The sequence below is a fragment of the Ruegeria sp. CDSC054 genome (assembly GCF_059610645.1).
In genome coordinates, this window is sequence record NZ_JBXWOA010000034.1 from 1 (window position 1) to 4,435 (window position 4,435).

Consider the following 4,435-nt stretch of genomic DNA (forward strand, 5'->3'; position numbering starts at 1 on the left):
TTACTCAGCGGCTTCTTCGTAAGCGTCCATTGGGGGGCATGTGCAGATTAGGTTTCTGTCGCCATATGCGTTGTCGACGCGGTTTACGGGGGACCAGTATTTGTCGACGCCCATGGAGCCTGGGGGGAAGCAGGCCTGTTCGCGCGAGTAGGGCCGGTCCCAGTCGCCGACCAGATCGCGCACCGTGTGTGGGGCGTTTTTCAGCGGGTTGTTTTCCGCGTCGATCTTGCCGTCGATGATGTCCTGCGCTTCGGCCCGGATGGACAGCATGGCGTCGCAGAAGCGGTCCAGCTCGTCCTTGGGTTCCGACTCGGTTGGCTCAACCATCAAGGTGCCGGCCACCGGCCAGGACATGGTGGGCGCGTGGAAGCCGCTATCGACCAGACGCTTGGCGATGTCGTCGACGCTGACCTGTGCCGCCTCGTCCAAGGGTCGGGTGTCGAGGATGCATTCATGCGCCACCCGGCCCGTGTCCGAGGTGTAGAGGATCGGATAGGCCTCCTGCAGGCGTGCCGCGATGTAGTTGGCGTTCAGGATTGCCACTTTCGTGGCCTGCGTCAGACCGGCGCCGCCCATCAGCAGCACATAGGCCCAGCTGACCGGCAGAATGGACGGAGAGCCAAATGGCGCGGCCGAGACCGGGCCCACGGCGGTGCCGTATTCCGGGTGACCGGGCAGGTGTTCCTCCAGATGCGCCTTGACGCCGATCGGACCCATGCCGGGGCCGCCGCCGCCATGCGGGATGCAGAAGGTCTTGTGCAGGTTCAGGTGGCTGACGTCACCGCCAATGTCACCCGGACGTGAGAGACCCACCATGGCATTCATGTTGGCGCCGTCGATATAGACCTGACCGCCGTGGTCATGGGTGATCTGGCAGACCTCCTGAACGGTGGTCTCGAACACGCCATGGGTGGACGGATAGGTGATCATGCAGGCGGCCAGATGATCGGAATGCTTCTCGGCCTTGGCGCGGAAGTCATTCAGGTCAATGTTGCCGTTCTCATCGGCCTGCACCGGAACAACCTGATAGCCCACCATCTGCGCCGAGGCCGGGTTGGTGCCATGCGCCGAGGTCGGGATCAGGCAGACATTGCGATGCGCCTCACCCCGCGCGGCGTGATAGTTGCGGATGGTCAGCAGGCCTGCGTACTCGCCCTGCGCGCCCGAGTTGGGTTGCTGGCTGATCGCGTCATAGCCGGTGATCTGGCACAGCTTGTCGTTCAGATCGTCGATCATCTCATGATAGCCCTGCGCCTGATCTTCGGGGCAGAACGGGTGCAGATTGCCGAACTCGGGCCAGGTGACCGGGATCATCTCGATCGTGGCGTTCAGCTTCATGGTGCACGAGCCCAGCGGAATCATTGCCCGGTCCAGCGCCAGATCGCGGTCGGCCAGACGGCGCATATAGCGCGTGATCTCGGCCTCGGCCCGGTTCTTGTGGAAGATCTCGTGGGTCAGGTAAGGGCTTTCACGCAGCGCGTAATCGGGCAGGCGATAGACTTTGTTTGAGCTGTCATCGGTGCGATCGATGCCGAAGGCACCCCAGACGGCCTCGATGGTCTCGGGCCGGGTCTGTTCGTCCAGGCTGATGCCGACCTTGGTCTCGCCGACCTTGCGCAGGTTCACACCGCGGGCCACGGCGGCCTCCATCACGACATTCTGCAGGTGGCCGACCTCAACCGTGATGGTGTCGAAGAACACCTCTGGCTCGACCGAGAAGCCTGCCTCTTCCAGACCGGCGGCCAGGCGCGAGGTCTTGCGGTGCACCGATTGTGCGATGGCCTTGATGCCGTCGGGGCCGTGATACACGGCATACATCGAGGCAATCACCGCCAGCAGCGCCTGCGCGGTGCAGACGTTCGAGTTGGCTTTTTCGCGGCGGATGTGTTGCTCGCGGGTCTGCAGCGCCAGGCGGTAAGCCTTGTTGCCGCGCGCGTCGATCGACACGCCGATGATCCGGCCCGGCATCGACCGCTTCAGCTTGTCACTGGTCGCCATATAGGCTGCGTGCGGCCCGCCATAGCCCATCGGAACACCAAAGCGCTGGGTCGAGCCGATGGCAATATCCGCGCCCATCTCACCGGGAGACTTCAGCAGCGCCAGCGACAGGATGTCGGCGGCAACGATGGCGATGGCTTTGTGTTCGTGCAGCGCGGCGATTTCCGATGTGAAGTCGCGCACATGGCCGTGGGTGCCGGGATACTGGAAGATCGCGCCAAAGACCGATCCCGCATCCAGCGTGTCCGGGTCGGCGACCTGCACGTCGATGCCCAGAGGCTCGGCGCGCGTTTTGATGACTGCGATGGTCTGCGGGTGGCAGTTCTTGTCCACGAAGAAGGCCGCGTTGTTGGCCTTTGAGCGGCCACCACGCTTGGCCATCGCCATGGCTTCGGCCGCCGCAGTGGCTTCGTCCAGGAGCGAGGCGTTGGCCACGTCCAGACCGGTCAGGTCGCTGACCATGGTCTGGAAGTTCAGGAGAGCTTCCAGACGGCCTTGGCTGATCTCGGGCTGATAGGGCGTGTAGGCGGTATACCAGGCCGGGTTTTCCAGGATGTTGCGCAGGATCGGCGCCGGCGTGGTGGTGCCGTAATAGCCCTGACCGATCAGCGAGGTCAGAACCTTGTTCTTGCTCGCCACCTCTTTCATGTAAAAGAGCGCATCGCGTTCGGTCATCGCCGGACCCCAGTCCAGCGGCTCTTTTTGCCGGATCGCAGGCGGGACGGTGGCGTCGATCAGCTGGTCCAGCGTCTTGAAGCCGATCACCTTGAGCATGTCGCGCATTTCCGTCGGGCTGGGCCCGATATGGCGGCGGTTGGCGAAGTCATAGGCTTCGTAATCAGTCAGTTTGAAGGCCATAGGTCATGCTCCTCAGGGAATGTCTCGCCCGGCCGCTCTGGCAGGAGCCTCCGGCGGGGATATTTTTAGCCAGATGAAGGGGCGGATCCGCAAAAGGACCCGCCGTTTGGGTTTACCCGATCAGGGCCTTGTAGCCGTCCAGATCCATCAGATCTTCCAGCTGCGCGGCATCCGCGATCTTGATCTTGTAGATCCAGGCCTCACCCTCGGGGTCTTCGTTCAGCGCGCCGGGGTTGTCGGCCAGCGCTTCGTTCACTTCCGTGATCTCGCCATCGACCGGGGCATACAGCTCGGAGGCGGCCTTGACGGATTCGATCACGCCGATCTCACCGCCTTTTTCAAACTCGTCGCCTGCTTCCTGCTGCTCCACGAACACCACGTCACCCAGCTGTTCAGCCGCGTGCTTGGTGATGCCCAGAGTGGCCGTGTCGCCTTCGACGGTCAGCCATTCATGCTCTTCGGAATAATAGGTTGCCATGTTGTCTCTCTCCTGACTTCAACGCTTGTAATTCTGTTTGACGAAGGGCAGCGCCACGATCTGCGCTGGCTGCGGCTTGCCCCGGATGATCAGGTTCACCGTCTCGCCCGGCTCACCGTGGCCCTTGGACACATAGCCCATCGCCACCGGTCCGCCGACCGTGGGGCCGAACACGCCCGAGGTGATCTGACCGATCGTATTGCCCTCGGCGCACTGGATTTCCACGCCCTGACGCGCCGGGGCGCGACCTTCGGGCTTGATGCCAACCAGCTTTTTGGCGGGGCCTTCGGCCAGTTCTTTTTGCACGCGCTCGGCGCCCGGGAAACCGCTCTCTTCCTTGCGGCGCTTCTGGATCGCCCAAGCCAACGAGGCCTCAATCGGCGAGGTGCTCTGGTCGATGTCATTGCCATAAAGGCACAGGCCGGCCTCCAGCCGCAGGCTGTCGCGCGCGCCCAGACCGGCGGCTTCGCAATCCTCATGCGCCAGGAACGCCTTGCTGACCTCGATCGCCTTGTCCTCGGGGATCGAGATCTCGTAGCCGTCCTCGCCGGTGTAGCCCAGCCGCGAGATGCGGCACTCAACACCGTTGATATCGGCCACCGTGGTTTCCATGAACTTCAGATCCCGCGCCGCCGGGCAAAGATCACCCACGACGTTTTCCGCCGCCGGGCCCTGAACCGCCACAAGCGCGCGGTCGAAGATCTCGGTCACTTCGACGCCGTCCAGATTATCACGCATATGCGGAATGTCCTGATGGCGCAGCGCTGCATTCACCACCACAAAGTAGTGATCCCCCGCATTCGACACGATCAAATCGTCCATGATCCCGCCGTCCGCATTGGTGAAAAACCCGTACCGCGCCTTGCCTTCCTTCAGCGTCGCGTAAGCCTGCGGGCACAAAGCTTCCAGCTTCTCACCCACATTCTCACCGCGCAGGATCACCTGACCCATATGAGACACATCAAACAACGCCGCCTTCTCACGACACTGCTTATGCTCCCCCATTATCCCCAAAGGATACTGAACAGGCATCTCCCAACCAGCAAAATCAACCAACTTACCGCCAAGTTCGACGTGCAAGTCATACAAGGGGGTGCGTTT

The 4,435-nt window shown here is 62.4% G+C and carries 3 protein-coding genes; all 3 read right to left on the minus strand.

All coding sequences use genetic code 11. The features are described from left to right. The gene (gcvP, locus tag AC2FGC_RS24090; protein ID WP_496727547.1) at positions 1 to 2,856 is read right to left on the minus strand and encodes an aminomethyl-transferring glycine dehydrogenase; all 2,856 of its coding nucleotides are present in this window, start codon (positions 2,854 to 2,856) and stop codon (positions 1 to 3) included. 112 nt (positions 2,857 to 2,968) lie between these two features. After that, positions 2,969 to 3,334 carry a glycine cleavage system protein GcvH gene (gene gcvH, locus AC2FGC_RS24095; RefSeq protein ID WP_058271403.1) on the minus strand — a complete coding sequence of 122 codons (366 nt, stop codon included), beginning with the start codon at positions 3,332 to 3,334 and terminating at the stop codon, positions 2,969 to 2,971. An 18-nt stretch (positions 3,335 to 3,352) separates the two neighbouring features. Then, positions 3,353 to 4,435, minus strand: a 1,083-nt coding sequence (gene gcvT / locus AC2FGC_RS24100; protein WP_496727548.1) for a glycine cleavage system aminomethyltransferase GcvT, incomplete at its 5' end; no start/stop codon positions are given.

Bases quoted from the DNA above. Each gene is read 5' to 3' on its own strand.
- gcvP (WP_496727547.1), bottom strand. From the start codon at position 2,856: ATGGCCTTCAAACTGACTGATTACGAAGCCTATGACTTCGCCAACCGC.
- gcvH (WP_058271403.1), bottom strand. From the start codon at position 3,334: ATGGCAACCTATTATTCCGAAGAGCATGAATGGCTGACCGTCGAAGGC.